This is a genomic window from Sinorhizobium sp. B11, assembly GCA_039725955.1.
Taxonomy (GTDB): Bacteria; Pseudomonadota; Alphaproteobacteria; order Rhizobiales; family Rhizobiaceae; genus Rhizobium.
Genome location: CP091034.1, coordinates 1414743 through 1429132, shown reverse-complemented (window position 1 = coordinate 1429132; position 14390 = coordinate 1414743). Strand labels below are relative to the sequence as shown.

Here is a 14390-nt window from a genome sequence, read left to right as displayed (position 1 = left end):
ACTCAGACCCTGGTGATGAAGACGGTGACGACAGGCTTCTTGCCCCAGGCATTGTTGGCAGCGGCGCGCACGGCACGGCGCGCGGCCTCCTGCACCATGTCGATATCCTTGCGGCGGGCGCGCGGAATACTCTCGATCGCACTGATTGCCGCATCGAAAAGGGTATCTTCCATATCCTCCCCCTCGTCGTCATAGGCAGGCAGGCCAATCGCCACGAGATCGGGCTCGCCGATAATGTCGTAGCGATTGTCGAGCACGATGCTGACGGCGACATGGCCGACATAGGCGAGCTTCTTGCGCTCGCCGATGCCCATTTCGTCGAAGTCACCGATCAGTGACCCATCCTTGTAGATGCGGCCATGCGGCGCTTCATCGATCACCTCGACCGGTCCTGGCGCAAGCCGCAGCACATCGCCGTTGCGCACGCGCGGCACAGTCGGAATGCCGGACTGTTCTGCCAGTTCCTTGTGTGCCGTCAGATGTGTTGCCTCGCCATGCACGGGCACGACGACCTTCGGACGCGTCCACTCGTACATCTTCTGCAACTCGTTGCGGCGCGGATGGCCTGACACATGCACCAGCGCCTCCGTGTCGGTAATGATATGGACGCCCTGCTCCACGAGACCATTCTTGATGTCCTGGATCGCCTTCTCATTGCCGGGGATGGCGCGCGAGGAGAAGACGACGATATCGCCGGCGGCAAAGGCCACATTGCGCATCTCGTCGCGGGAAAGTTTGGCGAGGGCAGCGCGGGGCTCGCCCTGGCTGCCGGTGAGAATGACCACGACCTTGTCACGCGGGATGAAGCCGTAATCCTCCTCCGAGATGAAGGGTTTTACGCCTTCCAGCAGACCGATATCCTGGGCAACATCGCACACGCGCTTCAGCGAGCTTCCGAGCAGCAGCACTTCACGGCCAGCGGCTTCGGCGGCTTCGGCGACGGTGCGGATACGGCCGACATTCGACGAGAAGGTGGTGATCGCCACGCGTCCCTCGGCATTCTCGATGATCTTGCGCAGGCTTTCGGAGACATCCTTCTCCGAAGGCGAGACGCCGTCGCGCAGTGCATTGGTGGAGTCGCAGAGCAGCGCCAGCACGCCTTCATCACCCAATTGGCGGAAGCGCGTCTCGTCGGTCAGCGGCCCGAGCGAAGGTTCGTGGTCGATCTTCCAGTCGCCCGTGTGGATGACATTGCCGAGTGGCGTGCGGATCATCAGCGACATCGGCTCGGGGATCGAATGATTGACGGCCACACCCTCGATGCTGAAGGGGCCGGCATTGATCTTGTCGCCGGCCTTGAAAATGGTCACCGGCACCTCGCCGATCGCGTCCTTCTCGAAATTGCGCTTGGCTTCCAGCAGGCCCGCCGTGAAGGGCGAGGCATAGACCGGAACATTGAGGCCCGGCCAGAGATCGGCGAGCGCTCCGTAGTGATCCTCATGGGCGTGGGTGATGATGATCGCCTTGAGGTTCTTTCGCTCATTGGCGAGGAAGCGGATATCCGGCAGGACGAGATCGACACCCGGCAGATCCGGGCCCGGAAAGGTGACGCCGCAATCCACCATGATCCACTGGCGATGATCCGCCGGGCCGTAGCCGTACAGCGCGAGATTCATGCCAATCTCTCCGACGCCGCCCAGGGGCAGAAATACCAGTTCGTCCTGTTTCGCCATAATGTTTGTTTTTTTCCACTATCCAAAGAATACATCGCCGGCCGCAATCGGCATCATCCTGCCCGTGCCGGTATCGAGCATCAACAGGCCATTATCATCTATTCCGGCGAAATATCCGGAAATCGACCTGTCCGGCAGATTAACGGTTATCTTTTCGCCAATACCGCAGGCGACAGCGCGCCATCGGGCCGTGACCTCGGCAATGCCTTGCCCTCCATCCCAGATATCCAGCGTCTCGGCCATGGATGCAAACAGATGGGCGAAGAGCTCCTCGGGCGAAGCCGCACTTCCCTGATCGCGCAGGCAGGTGACGGGATAGATGGGATTGTCGGGCATGACCGATACATTGATGCCGATGCCGATCACGACAGCATGGCGGCCGTCCGCCAGCCGTTCGCCTTCCACGAGGATGCCGCAGGTCTTCTTGCGTCCGATCAGGATATCATTCGGCCACTTCACCTCCAGCGGCTCCGCACCTGGCGGCAAGACGCTGCGGATCGCCTGATGCACGGCAACCGCGATTGCCAGCGGCAGGGAGGCAAGGCGCTCCATCGGCGCCGGATCGATAAGGAGAAGCGAGGCATAGAGATTGCCGCGCTCTGAAACCCAGGGACGGCCCCGGCGGCCCCGGCCGCCGGTCTGTCGTTCAGCGGTCACCCAGAGCAGACCGCTGTCCCCTGCCCGAGCCCGGGCAAGGCATTCCGTGTTGGTCGACGCAGTATCCGACAAGGCCTCGTGCCTGATATCGCCGAGCGATATCCGGCGCCGCTTGTCGGAAGCCATCAAAAGAGCGTCGCCGCAGCAAGCTCGGCCGCGCCGCCGATCGGACCACCGATGAGAACATAGGCTGCAACGAAGAGGCCGGAAAGACCGAAGACGAGACGCAGCGATCCGGAGACGCGAGCGAATTCACCGGTCGCCTCATCGAACCACATCAGCTTAATGACGCGCAGGTAGTAGTAAGCGCCGACGACAGACGCAAGAACACCGATGACGGCGAGCGCATAGAGCTTGGCCTCGATGGCGGCAACGAAGACGAAGTACTTCGCGAAGAAGCCGGCAAGCGGCGGGATACCGGCAAGCGAGAACATCAGCGCGGTCAGCACCACCGCCATGAAGGGGTTCGTTGCGGACAAGCCGGCGAGATCGCTGACGTTCTCGACGACGGTGCCATCCTTGCGGCGCATCGACATGATGATCGCGAAGGAGCCGAGGGTCATGACCATGTAGATCGCCATATAGAGCATGACGCCGGTGACGCCCGTCTGGTTTCCGGCTGCAAGGCCGACCAGCGCGTACCCCATGTGACCGATCGAGGAATAGGCCATCAGTCGCTTGATGTTCTTCTGGCCGATGGCAGCAAACGAACCGAGCAGCATGGAGGCAATCGATATGAAGACGACGACCTGCTGCCAGTCGGTCAGCACCGGCTCGAAGGCAGTGATGACAATGCGGGTCATCATCGCCATCGCAGCGACCTTCGGTGCACTCGCCAGGAAGGCGGTGACCGGGGTCGGCGCGCCTTCATAGACGTCCGGCGTCCACATATGGAAGGGAACGGCCGAGATCTTGAAGGCGATGCCGGCGAGGATGAAGACGAGGCCGAAGACGAGGCCGAGCGACCGCGCGCCTTCCACCGTCAGCGCTTGGGCGACGTCAGCAAAATGCGTATGGCCAGTGAAACCGTAAACCAGCGACATGCCGTAGAGCAGCATGCCCGAGGAGAGCGCACCCAGAACGAAGTACTTCAAACCGGCTTCGGTCGACTTCAGGCTATCGCGGTTGATCGCAGCGATGACGTAGATCGCGAGCGACTGCAGTTCGAGGCCGAGGTAGAGCGCGATCAGATCGTTGGCCGAGATCATCAGCATGATGCCGAGCGTGCAGAGCACCAAGAGAACCGGGAACTCGAACTTGTCGAGCTGGTTTTCCCGCGCATGACCCATCGACATGAACAGCGCCACGAGGGAGCCGATCAGTGCCAGAACCTTCATGAAGCGGGCGAAGCCGTCGGCGACATAGACCCCGCCATAGGCAAGGCCGTCACCAGGGATGAAGATCAGCCAAAGGCCAGAGATGGCAATCACGATCATTGCCAGCGTGCTGACAAGCGGACCGGACCGCTCACCCGCAAAGACGCCGATCATGAGCAGGACGAGAGCACCGATCGCGAGGATGATTTCCGGCGCGGACAGGTACAGGCTCAGGGAGATTGTTTCAGCAGTCATGTCCTAAAGTCCCGTCATTTCATGGACAGCGCAACATTCTGCGCTGCCTGCACTGCGGCCGAATAGCTGTTGATCAGATGGTCTACGGAAGCTGCGGTCGCATCGAAGACCGGAGCCGGATAGACACCGAAGAAGATGGTGAGCGCAATCATCGGGTAAAGGATGATCTGTTCACGCGGTGAAAGGTCGAGCAGAGCCTTCAGCTTTTCCTTCTCCAGCGCGCCAAAGATCACCCGGCGATAGAGCCAGAGCGCATAGGCGGCCGAAAGGATGACGCCGGTGGCGGCAAAGAGCGCAACCCAGGTATTGGCGCGGAAGACGCCGATCAGCGTCAGGAATTCGCCGATGAAGCCCGACGTGCCCGGAAGGCCGACGTTTGCCATGGTGAAGACCATGAGGGCGACGGCATATTTCGGCATGTTGTTGACCAGGCCGCCGTAGGCCGCGATCTCACGGGTGTGGGTGCGGTCATAGACGACGCCGACGCAGAGGAAGAGTGCACCGGAGACGATGCCGTGCGACAGCATCTGGAAGATCGAACCCTGCAGGCCCTGCGCGTTGGCAGCGAAGATGCCCATCGTCACGTAGCCCATGTGAGCAACCGAGGAATAGGCGATCAGCTTCTTGATGTCGTCCTGCATCATCGCGACCAGCGAAGTGTAGATGATGGCGATGACGGAGAGCGCGAAGACCAGCGGCGCGAAATGATCTGATGCGACCGGGAACATGCCAATCGAGAACCGGATCAGGCCGTAGCCACCGAGCTTCAGGAGCACGCCTGCCAGGATGACGGAGCCGGCCGTCGGCGCCTGGACGTGTGCGTCGGGGAGCCAGGTGTGGACCGGCCACATCGGCATCTTCACCGCGAAGGAGGCGAAGAAGGCAAGCCACAGCCAGGTCTGCATCGCCGGCGGGAACTTGTAGTCCAGAAGCTGGGCGATATCGGTCGTGCCGGCCTGCCAGTACATGGCCATGATGGCGAGCAGCATCAGCACCGAGCCGAGCAGCGTGTAGAGGAAGAACTTGTAGCTCGCGTAGACGCGGTTCGCACCACCCCAGACGCCGATGATCAGGAACATCGGGATGAGGCCGCCTTCGAAGAAGACGTAGAAGAGAACGATATCAAGCGAGACGAAGACACCGACCATCATCACTTCGAGGATGAGGAAGGCGATCATGTATTCCTTCAATCGCTTCTCGATCGAGAGCCAGCTTGCGAGCACGCAGAAGGGCATCAGGAAGGTCGAGAGGATGATGAACAGCATGGAGATGCCGTCGACGCCGACATGGTAGCCGATGCCGGTGCCGAGCCAGCTATGCTGCTCGATCATCTGGAAGCCCGGATTGGCGTTATCGAAGCCGATCCAGATGAAGAGCGAGACGATGAAGGTGAAGACCGTGGTGATCAAGGAGATCCACAGCACGTTCTTGCGACCGTTCTCGGTTTCGCCGTTCATCAGCAACAGGAGCACCACGCCGACGAGCGGCAGGAAGGTGACCGTTGAAAGAATAGGCCAATCGGTCATCAGAAGGAACTCCCGAGCATCATCCAGGTAACGAGCGCCGCAATGCCGATCAGCATCGCGAAGGCATAGTGATAGAGGTAACCGGTCTGCAGGCGCACGACGCGATCAGTGACGTTGACCACGCGAGCAGCGACGCCGTTCGGACCGTAGGTATCGATGACACCGACGTCACCCTTCTTCCACAGGAAGTTGCCAAGCGCCTTGGCAGTGCGGACGAAGAGGAAGTCGTAGAGCTCGTCGAAGTACCATTTGTTGAGCAGGAACTGGTAAAGCACACGATGCTGCTCGGCGAGCTTGCGCGGCGTCGAGGGCGACTTGATGTACATGTACCAGGCGATCACGAAGCCGAGCAGCATGGCAATGAAGGGGCTGAGACCGACCCAGGCCGGGACGTGATGGAACTCTTCCACCAGTTCGTTCTCGGCGCCTGTGAAAAGCGCACCCTTCCAGAACTCGGCATACTCCTCGCCGTAGAAGCGGCCTTCGAAGAGGAAGCCGGCAACAACCGCGCCGATGGCGAGGATGTAGAGCGGCACCAGCATGACCTGCGGCGATTCGTGGACGTGATGCATGACTTCGTGGGAAGCACGCGGCTTGCCGAAGAAGGTCATGAAGATCAGACGCCAGGAATAGAAGCTCGTGAAGAGAGCAGCGATGACCAGCAGTGTGAAGGCAAAGCCAGCGACCGGCGAGTGCGACGCATAGGCGGCCTCGATGATGACGTCCTTCGAGAAGAAGCCGGCAAAGCCGATCGGGGTGAAGGGAATGCCGACACCGGTAATCGCCAGCGTGCCGATCATCATCATCCAGAACGTCACCTTGATGTGCGGACGCAGGCCACCCATGTAGCGCATGTCCTGCTCACCGTCGACGGCGTGGATAACCGAACCGGCGCAGAGGAAGAGCAGAGCCTTGAAGAAGGCATGCGTGAAGAGGTGGAAGATTGCCGCGCCATAGGCACCGACGCCGAGAGCGACGAACATGTAACCGAGCTGCGAGCAGGTCGAGTAAGCGATGACGCGCTTGATGTCGTTCTGCACGAGGCCGACGGTCGCCGCGAAGAATGCGGTGATCGCGCCGATGATCGTCACGACGACGAGCGCATCATGCGAGAGTTCGAAGATCGGCGACATGCGGGCGACGAGGAAGACGCCGGCGGTCACCATGGTTGCGGCATGGATGAGTGCGGAAACCGGCGTCGGGCCTTCCATGGCGTCCGGCAGCCAGGTGTGCAGCAGGAACTGCGCCGACTTACCCATCGCGCCCATGAAGAGCAGCAGGCAGGCGCCGGTCAGCGCATGAGCCTTGTCGAGATGCATGCCGAAGAGGTTCAGGATCACCTCGCCGGCTTCACCGCCGCCTTCAGCCGGAGCGAAGGTCGAAGCATTGGCGAAGATCGTGTCGAGGTTGATCGAGCCGAACAGCACAAAGACGGTGGCAATACCGAGCACGAAACCGAAGTCGCCGACGCGGTTGACGATGAAGGCCTTCATTGCAGCAGCCGATGCCGAAGGCTTCTTATACCAGAAGCCGATCAGCAGATACGAGGCCAGACCAACGCCTTCCCAGCCGAAGAACATCTGGGCGAGGTTGTCGGACGTCACCAGCATGAGCATGGCGAAGGTGAAGAGCGAGAGATAGGCGAAGAAACGCGGACGGTGCGGATCGGTATGCATGTAACCGATCGAGTAGATGTGCACGAGCGTCGAGACCGTGTTGACGACGATCAGCATGACCGAGGTCAGCGTGTCGACGCGGAGCGACCAGGAGACGTCGATGCCGCCGGATTGGATCCAGCGCAGAACCTCGACCTTGATCACGCCCTCGGGATGGCCGAGCGCAACCGTGAAGAAGACGACCCAGGACAGGATGGCGGCGATGATCATCAGGCCGCTGGTGACATATTCCGACGCCTTGGCGCCGATCGCACGGCCGAAGAGGCCAGCGATGATCGCGCCGATCAGGGGAAGGAAGACGATAGCCTTATAGAGGAACATGAGCCGCTCAGCCCTTCATCATATTGACGTCTTCGACCGCGATCGAACCGCGGTTACGGTAGAAGACAACGAGAATTGCAAGACCGATCGCCGCTTCAGCAGCAGCAACGGTCAGAATGAACAGTGCGAACACCTGGCCGACGATGTCGTTGAGGAACGACGAGAAGGCGACCATGTTGATGTTGACCGCCAGCAGGATCAATTCGACCGACATCAGGATGACGATGATGTTCTTCCGGTTCAGGAAGATGCCGAAGATGCCGATCGTGAAGAGGATGGCGCTGACCGTGAGATAATGGGAAAGTCCGATGACCATGTTCTTTGTTCCTTGACCTCTCGGCTCAGCTTACGCCCTGGCCCGGCTTGACCTTGATCACCTCGACGGCGGTGGCAGGCGTGCGGGCAACCTGGCGGGCGATATTCTGCCGCTTGATATTGGTGCGATGCTTCAGCGTCAGCACGATCGCGCCGATCATGGCGACCAGCAGGACCAGACCGGCGATCTCGAAGAAGTAGACGTAGTTCGTATAGAGCACGTTGCCGAGTGCCGCCGTATTGGTGCGTTCGGTCAGCGCCGGGATCGGCATGGCGACGGTCTTGGCAATCTCGGGCGAGATCGCGCTGCCGCCGACGACGACGATGAGTTCGGCTGCGAGGATGAGACCGATCAGCGCGCCGATCGGCGCATATTCGAGAACACCGGCGCGAAGCTCGGTGAAGTCGATGTCAAGCATCATCACCACGAAGAGGAAGAGAACCGCGACCGCGCCCACATAGACGACGAGCAGGATCATCGCCAGGAATTCTGCACCCAGCAGCAGGAAGAGACCGGCTGCATTGAAGAACACCAGGATCAGGAACAGAACCGAGTGAACCGGGTTCTTCGCCCAGATGACCATGAACGCCGACGCTATCGCGACAAAGGCGAAAAGATAGAAAAATAGAGCCTGCAGACCCATGTTGGTGCCTTTTTCATCTTCCCCCGGGCAGCCGGGAGTTTCCCTGCCCGATAGGACTTCGCACAGCATTCGCCGGCAAAGCCCCGGTGCACGTTGACCGCGGCGGGCGTTGAGCACCCTTCCCGCGGCATTTCAAATTTCAATCAACGATAGGGCGCGTCGATCGCCATATTGCGGGCGATTTCACGCTCCCACCGGTCGCCGTTTTCGAGAAGCCTCTGCTTGTCGAAGTAGAGCTCTTCGCGGGTCTCGGTGGCGAATTCGAAATTCGGGCCTTCGACGATCGCATCGACGGGGCAAGCCTCCTGGCAGAAGCCGCAATAGATGCACTTCACCATGTCGATGTCGTAGCGCACCGTACGGCGTGTGCCGTCATTGCGGCGCGGGCCGGCTTCGATGGTGATCGCCTGAGCGGGACAGATCGCTTCGCACAGCTTGCAGGCGATGCAGCGCTCTTCACCGTTCGGGTAACGGCGCAGAGCATGCTCGCCGCGGAAGCGCGGGCTGACCGGACCCTTTTCGAAGGGATAGTTGATCGTCGCCTTCTGCTTGAAGAAGTAGCGCATCGACAGGAAGAATGCGCCGACGAATTCCTTCAGGAAGAGCGAGTTGATGGAGGCGGACAGGCTTCCCATCTTATTCTCCAATTTTGCCGGAAACGAGGTTGGACATCAGCCTGCCCATCCCGTCAGTTTCAGCACGAATGCAACGATGATGACCATGGCGAGCGACAGCGGCAGGAAGACCTTCCAGCCGAGACGCATGAGCTGGTCGTAGCGGTAACGGGGCACGAAAGCCTTGACCATGGCGAACATGAAGAACACCAGGCACGCCTTCGCCATGAACCAGACGATGCCCGGCACCCAGTTGATGAGCCAGAAATCGACCGGCGGCAGCCAGCCCCCAAGGAAGAGGATGGTCGTCAGCGAGCACATCAGGACGACGGCCGCATATTCGCCGAGCATGAACATCATGTACGGAGCCGAGCCGTATTCGACCATGAAGCCGGCGACGAGTTCGGATTCTGCTTCCGGAAGGTCGAAGGGCGGGCGGTTCGTCTCGGCAAGTGCGGAGATGAAGAAGACGACGAACATCGGGAACAGCGCCAGCCAGTGCCAGTCGAGGAACGAGTTCGGCAGGCCGATCATGGTGCCGAGACCGGTGCGCTGGGCATTGACGATGTCCGTCAGGTTCAGCGAACCGACGCAGAGAAGCACCGTGACGATGACGAAGCCGATCGAGACTTCGTAGGACACCATCTGCGCTGCGGAGCGCAGCGCACCGAGGAACGGGTACTTCGAGTTCGAAGCCCAGCCACCCATGATGATGCCGTACACTTCGAGCGAAGAGATCGCAAAGATATAGAGGATCCCGACATTGATGTTGGCAATGACCCAGCCATCTGCGAGCGGCACGACCGCCCAGGTCGACAGCGCCAGAAGCACGGTCACGAGCGGGGCAAGAAGGAAGACCGCCTTGTTGGCGCCGGCCGGAATAACCGGTTCCTTGAAGACGAACTTCAAGAGGTCGGCGAAGGACTGGAACAGACCGAAAGGACCGACGACGTTCGGGCCGCGGCGCAGCTGGACCGCGGCCCAGATCTTGCGGTCGGCAAGAAGGACGTAAGCGATGAAGACCAGCAGGCAGACGAGCAGCAGCAGTGACTGACCGATCATGATGATCGCCGGCCAGACATAGGTCGAGAAGAAAGAATCCATGAGTTCCTGCCCTTACTCTGCCGCGACTTTGAAATTGTTGCGGGCCAACGCCGAGCACTCGGCCATGACAGCCGAGGCGCGCGCTATCGGGTTCGTCAAATAGAAGTCTTTGACCGGCGACGCAAACCCGGATTTGTTCATCTTACCGGCTTTTTTCGCCAGTGCGGCAATTTGGGCGCTATCGCCTTCAGCGATCTCGTCGATGGCCGCGAAATGCGGGAATGCCGCATAGAGCTTGCTGCGCAATTCGCCGAGAGAATCAAAGGGAAGCTTCTTGCCGAGCACGTCAGAAAGGGCTCGGATGATCGCCCAGTCTTCGCGCGCGTCGCCCGGTGCGAAACCGGCGCGGTTGCCCATCTGGGCGCGGCCTTCGGTGTTGACCCAGGTGCCGGACTTTTCCGTGTAGGCGGCGGCCGGCAGGATGACGTCGGCGCCATGCGCACCGTTGTCGCCATGCGAGCCGATATAGACGGTGAACTTCGCAGCCTTCGCCGAGACATCAAATTCGTCGGCGCCGAGCAGGAAGAGCACGTCCATGGTCTTCAGCATCTCGGCGGCGTTGACGCCCTTGGCACCCGGCACGAAGCCGAGGTCGAGGCCGCCGACGCGCGATGCTGCGGTGTGCAGCACGGCAAAGCCGTTCCAGCCTTCGACGATTGCGCCGACATTGACAGCGAGCTTGGCGGCGGTTGCGAGAACGCCAGCACCATCCGTGCGGGTCAGCGCACCCTGGCCGATGATGATCATCGGCTTGGAAGCCTTGGAGAGGACTTCGGCGAAGGCGTGGCCGCCGTCGAGAATGTCCTTCAGCGTGTCGGGGCCTGCGCCGAGATAATCATACTTGTAACGCATCTCGCCGCCCTCACCGATCACGCCGATCGGGAAACCGCCGCGACGGTAACGCTTGCGGATGCGGGCGTTGAGGATAGCCGCTTCGAAGCGCGGATTGGCGCCGATGATAAGCAGCGCGTCAGCCTGTTCAATGCCCGCGATGGTCGGGTTGAAAAGGTAGCTTGCGCGGCCGAGCGACGGATCAAGTGCCGCCCCATCCTGGCGACAGTCGAGGTTCTCGGAACCCAGCGACTTTACCAGTTCGGAGAGCGCATACATTTCTTCGACCGAGGCGAGATCGCCGGCAATCGCGCCGATCTTATCGCCGGAGGTTGTCGAAACGGCCGACTTGATGGCGCCGAAGGCTTCGCCCCAGCTCGCCGGCTGCAGGCGACCGTCCCTGCGGACGTAGGGCCGGTCGAGGCGCTGCGTCTTCAGGCCGTCCCATACATGACGGGTCTTGTCGGAGATCCACTCTTCATTCACCGCCTCATTGATTCGCGGCAGGATGCGCATGACTTCGCGGCCGCGAGTATCAACGCGGATCGCCGAGCCGACGGCGTCCATGACGTCGATCGATTCAGTCTTGTTCAGTTCCCACGGACGGGCCGTGAAGGCGAAGGGCTTGGAGGTCAGAGCGCCGACCGGGCAAAGATCAACGACGTTGCCCTGCAGCTCGGAGGTCATGGCCTGCTCGAGATAGGTGGTGATCTCGGCGTCCTCGCCGCGGCCGATGAGGCCAAGCTCGGAAATGCCGGCCACTTCCGTCGTGAAGCGGACGCAACGCGTGCAGTGAATGCAGCGGTTCATGACCGTCTTGACGAGCGGGCCAATGTACTTGTCTTCGACGGCGCGCTTGTCTTCCTGATAGCGCGAGGTGTCGATACCGAAGGCCATGGCCTGGTCCTGCAGGTCGCATTCGCCGCCCTGGTCACAGATCGGGCAATCCAGTGGATGATTGATCAGCAGGAATTCCATAACGCCTTCACGGGCCTTCTTGACCATCGGCGTGTTGGTGAAGACTTCAGGCAGTTCGCCGTTCGGGCCGCCGCGGATATCGCGCACGCCCATGGCGCAGGAAGCCTGCGGCTTCGGCGGACCGCCCTTGACCTCGACGAGGCACATGCGGCAATTGCCGGCAACCGACAGACGCTCATGGAAGCAGAAGCGCGGAACTTCAGCGCCGGCTTCTTCGCACGCCTGAATCAGCGTGTAATGATCCGGAACTTCGATCTCGTTGCCGTCAATCTTCAGTTTTGCCATCGTCACTCAGTCCTGTTTCCCATTCGCCGGATACCGGCAAACAAACCTATTTTTGCAACATCCATATTGCCAAGGCAGACATTTCGTCCGTCCTGGCGCTGGTATTGCCCAAATTCTCTTTTCGCCGGTTCCGAGACCCGAAACCCGCCATCGGCATTGCGACCCGAGGCCACTGCCCCGCCGATCGATATGCCATTCCGCCGGCCGTTGCCCAGGGCCGGAAACCTACTTCTTCCTGCGGCCCCGTGTCGCCAGCACCTTGGCCTGGCCGACCCAGTCGTCACGCAGGATTCGGCCGTCGACGCCGAGTTCGGCGTCCAGGCTCGCAACGTCCTGATCGTTCCATGCCGCGACATCGGCAAAGGTGCGGATGCCTCTCTTGTTCAGCACCTGCTCCAGTTTCGGGCCGATCCCGGCGATCAGTTTCAGATCGTCAGCCTTCCTGGACCTTGCGGCGGGCTTCGCCTTGGCAACCGTCGGCTTCGCCGATTCCGTTGCCGGGGCCTTGCTGGAAACCACCGTCAGCTTCGGCTTTGCAGCCTTGCGAACCGGTGCAGCCGTTTCTGCCGGGCGAATATTTTCCGGACGGATATCCATCTCGGGTGTTTCTTCGTCCGGCGGCGTTTCATCGAGCGCTGTGGCCGCCAGGTTCGCCGTTTCAAGCGCGCCCTTCAGCGCACCGAAGAAAACGCCGGCCATCTGCGTGGAAATGCCGAAGCCGATCGCCGTGGCAGCGGCAAATGCGGCAGCCGGATGCGCCATCAACGGATGAACGGGGAAAGCACGCGCATTCTCCAGCATGCCGGCAGCAAGACGGCCGAAGTCAGCCGCAAAATCGGCTGCCCCTTCATTCATCTTGCCGTCGGATGCCTCTGATGTCATGCGCTTACTCAGCCGCCTCCAGAACCGCACCGTGATCGAGAGCATTGGCCGTATACTGGTCGATGCGGGCTTCGATTTCCGGACGGAAGTTACGGATCAGACCCTGCACCGGCCATGCGGCGGCGTCGCCGAGCGCGCAGATGGTGTGGCCTTCGATCTGCTTGGTGACCTGGAACAGCATGTCGATCTCGCGCTTCTGGGCGTTGCCACGCGCCATGCGCTCCATCACGCGCCACATCCAGCCGGTGCCTTCGCGGCACGGCGTGCACTGGCCGCAGCTCTCATGCTTGAAGAAGGCCGAGATACGGGCGATCGCCTTGATGACGTCGGTGGACTTGTCCATGACGATCGAGGCGGCCGTACCGAAGGAGGAACCGACGGCGCGCAGGCCGTCGAAGTCCATCGGGCAGTCGATAATGTCCTTGGCCGGAACGATCGGGCACGATGCGCCGCCCGGGATGACGGCAAGCAGGTTGTCCCAGCCGCCGCGGATGCCGCCGGCATGCTTGTCGACCAGTTCGCGGAAGGTGATGCCCATGCTCTCTTCGACGGTGCACGGCTTGTTGACGTGACCGGAGAGCATGAAGAGCTTGGTGCCGACATTGTTGGGACGGCCGATCGCCGAGAACCAGCCGGCACCACGGCGCAGGATGGTCGGGGCGACGGCGATCGATTCGACGTTGTTGACCGTCGTCGGGCAGCCGTAGAGACCCATGTTTGCCGGGAATGGTGGCTTGAGACGCGGCTGGCCCTTCTTGCCTTCAAGGCTTTCGAGCAGCGCGGTTTCCTCACCGCAGATATAAGCACCAGCGCCATGATGGACGTAGATGTCCATGTCCCAGCCGAGCTTGTTGTTCTTGCCGAGAAGGCCGGCATCGTAGCATTCGTCTATTGCCGCCTGCAGGGCTTCGCGCTCGCGGATATATTCGCCGCGAACATAGATATAGGCGGCATTGGCGCCCATGGCGAAGCTCGCGACCACACAGCCTTCGATCAGCGTATGCGGATCGTTACGCATGATATCGCGGTCCTTGCAGGTGCCGGGCTCCGATTCGTCGGCATTGACGACGAGGTAGTGCGGACGGCCATCGCTCTGCTTCGGCATGAAGGACCACTTGAGGCCGGTCGGGAAGCCTGCGCCACCGCGGCCGCGAAGGCCGGAAGCCTTCATCTCGTCGATGATCCAGTCGCGGCCCTTTTCGAGGATCTGCTTTGTACCATCCCAGTGGCCGCGGCTCATCGCGCCTTTCAGGGATTTGTCCTTGAGGCCGTAGATGTTGGTAAAGATGCGGTCTTTATCTTCTAACATGTCT

The 14390-nt window shown here is 60.9% G+C and carries 12 protein-coding genes; all 12 read right to left on the bottom strand.

Features of this window, described 5'->3' with window-relative positions:
• Window positions 1-2 precede the first annotated feature (2 nt).
• Entirely contained in the window at window positions 3-1673 is a 1671-nt protein-coding gene (locus tag LVY75_16870; protein ID XAZ24859.1) for a ribonuclease J, read from the bottom strand.
• A gap of 18 nt (window positions 1674-1691) precedes the next feature.
• Window positions 1692-2456, bottom strand: a complete 765-nt coding sequence (locus LVY75_16865) for a biotin--[acetyl-CoA-carboxylase] ligase (protein XAZ24858.1) — start codon at window positions 2454-2456, stop codon at window positions 1692-1694.
• Entirely contained in the window at window positions 2456-3901 is a 1446-nt protein-coding gene (gene nuoN, locus LVY75_16860) for an NADH-quinone oxidoreductase subunit NuoN (GenBank protein XAZ24857.1), read from the bottom strand. Before nuoN ends, LVY75_16865 begins: the two co-directional genes overlap by 1 nt.
• Window positions 3902-3915: 14 nt before the next feature.
• Window positions 3916-5427, bottom strand: coding sequence for an NADH-quinone oxidoreductase subunit M (locus LVY75_16855; GenBank protein XAZ24856.1), 1512 nt, complete (start codon window positions 5425-5427; stop codon window positions 3916-3918).
• Window positions 5427-7424: an NADH-quinone oxidoreductase subunit L gene (gene nuoL, locus LVY75_16850; protein XAZ24855.1), complete on the bottom strand. Its 1998-nt coding sequence runs from the start codon at window positions 7422-7424 to the stop codon at window positions 5427-5429. The genes LVY75_16855 and nuoL overlap by 1 nt, the downstream gene beginning before the upstream one ends.
• 7 nt (window positions 7425-7431) lie before the next feature.
• Window positions 7432-7740, bottom strand: a complete 309-nt coding sequence (gene nuoK / locus LVY75_16845; protein ID XAZ24854.1) for an NADH-quinone oxidoreductase subunit NuoK — start codon at window positions 7738-7740, stop codon at window positions 7432-7434.
• Window positions 7741-7765: 25 nt separating this feature from the next.
• Complete coding sequence (locus LVY75_16840; GenBank protein ID XAZ25742.1) at window positions 7766-8383, bottom strand: NADH-quinone oxidoreductase subunit J; 618 nt, start codon at window positions 8381-8383, stop codon at window positions 7766-7768.
• Between the two features lie 143 nt (window positions 8384-8526).
• Window positions 8527-9018 carry an NADH-quinone oxidoreductase subunit NuoI gene (nuoI, locus tag LVY75_16835; GenBank protein ID XAZ24853.1) on the bottom strand — a complete coding sequence of 164 codons (492 nt, stop codon included), beginning with the start codon at window positions 9016-9018 and terminating at the stop codon, window positions 8527-8529.
• A gap of 36 nt (window positions 9019-9054) precedes the next feature.
• Window positions 9055-10101: an NADH-quinone oxidoreductase subunit NuoH gene (gene nuoH, locus LVY75_16830; protein XAZ24852.1), complete on the bottom strand. Its 1047-nt coding sequence runs from the start codon at window positions 10099-10101 to the stop codon at window positions 9055-9057.
• Between the two features lie 12 nt (window positions 10102-10113).
• The gene (gene nuoG, locus LVY75_16825) at window positions 10114-12195 is read right to left on the bottom strand and encodes an NADH-quinone oxidoreductase subunit NuoG (GenBank protein XAZ24851.1); all 2082 of its coding nucleotides are present in this window, start codon (window positions 12193-12195) and stop codon (window positions 10114-10116) included.
• Window positions 12196-12420: 225 nt separating this feature from the next.
• Window positions 12421-13077 (bottom strand): 5' DNA nuclease, encoded by a 657-nt coding sequence (locus LVY75_16820; GenBank protein ID XAZ24850.1) that lies wholly within the window; start codon window positions 13075-13077, stop codon window positions 12421-12423.
• Window positions 13078-13081: 4 nt separating this feature from the next.
• A complete protein-coding gene (nuoF, locus tag LVY75_16815) occupies window positions 13082-14386 on the bottom strand; it encodes an NADH-quinone oxidoreductase subunit NuoF (protein ID XAZ24849.1) in 1305 nt (434 codons plus the stop codon).
• Window positions 14387-14390: the final 4 nt, after the last annotated feature.